Source organism: Megasphaera sp. AF13-6AC (genome assembly GCF_027685385.1).
Lineage (GTDB): Bacteria > Bacillota > Negativicutes > Veillonellales > Megasphaeraceae > Megasphaera > Megasphaera micronuciformis.
On the sequence record NZ_JAQCUN010000257.1, the window covers coordinates 1 to 992 of the forward strand.

1 protein-coding gene and 1 pseudogene are annotated in these 992 nt (G+C 46.0%); both read right to left on the minus strand.

Features of this window, described 5'->3' with window-relative positions; genetic code table 11:
* Positions 1 to 449, minus strand: a 449-nt coding sequence (dapB, locus tag PGX78_RS08665; RefSeq protein WP_270446555.1) for a 4-hydroxy-tetrahydrodipicolinate reductase, incomplete at its 3' end; no start/stop codon positions are given.
* Positions 450 to 549: 100 nt separating this feature from the next.
* Positions 550 to 992: pseudogene (locus tag PGX78_RS08670) on the minus strand (DNA repair protein RecN); the annotation flags it as partial.

Sequence of the window (992 nt, forward strand, 5' to 3'; positions counted from 1 at the left end):
ATGATTTCTACATCAGGCAAGTATTTAGCGATTTCCGCACTATACTTCATCATCAGTACGGCTCCGACAGAAAAGTTCGGTGCAATAAATACGGCTACGTCCGCTTTTTTTGCCGCTTCATCCAATTCATTACGCTGTTCTGCCGTCAAACCTGTCGTACCGACAACAATATTCGTCCCGTTTTCAATACAAGTCTTTACATTTTCGTAAATAGCCGCCGGTGTCGTAAAATCGACAACTACGTCGGGTTTTGCCATTTTTAACGCTTCATTCAAACTCCCGTACAAGGGTAACCCCAAAGAAGAAATACCGATGACTTCTCCCGCATCTTTACCCACATTCATAAGACTTGTGCCGCCTACGAATTCCAATTCATTATCTGCCAAAACGGCCTTAACCGTTTCGCTTCCCATGCGACCGTCTGCGCCGCTTACCAATACTCGAATCATGCCTTTTCCTCCGTATAAATCGGAATATTATGTATCTATTTATGATAAACTTCTCAAGAACGCTCGTCAAGAAATATGCCCATGTATACAAAAAGCGTGCCTAGGCACGCCCTTTGACCTTGCGAATAATTTCCTCAGCTGCCTGCATACCGGCCTCACTGGTATCGTCTCCGGAAAATATGCGGGCAATGTCTTTAACATGGGCTTCTTTATCTAAATTGCGGACCTGAGTAACCGTCCGCCCCTCTTTTTCTTCTTTATACAAAAAGTAGTGACTGTCCGCAATGGCTGCCGTCTGCGGCAGGTGAGTAATACAAAAAACCTGACCCATCCGTCCCAATCGTCCCATTTGAGCCGCTACTTGCAACCCTGTTTCCCCGCTGATGCCTACATCTATTTCGTCAAAAACTACGGTCCTGTCCGTATATTTTTCTCGGAAAATAGATTTTAATGCCAAGGCGATTCTAGATACTTCGCCGCCGGACGCCACTTCTGCCAAGGGTTGTTCCGTCTCGCCCCGATTAGCTGAAAACCACAGCTCCA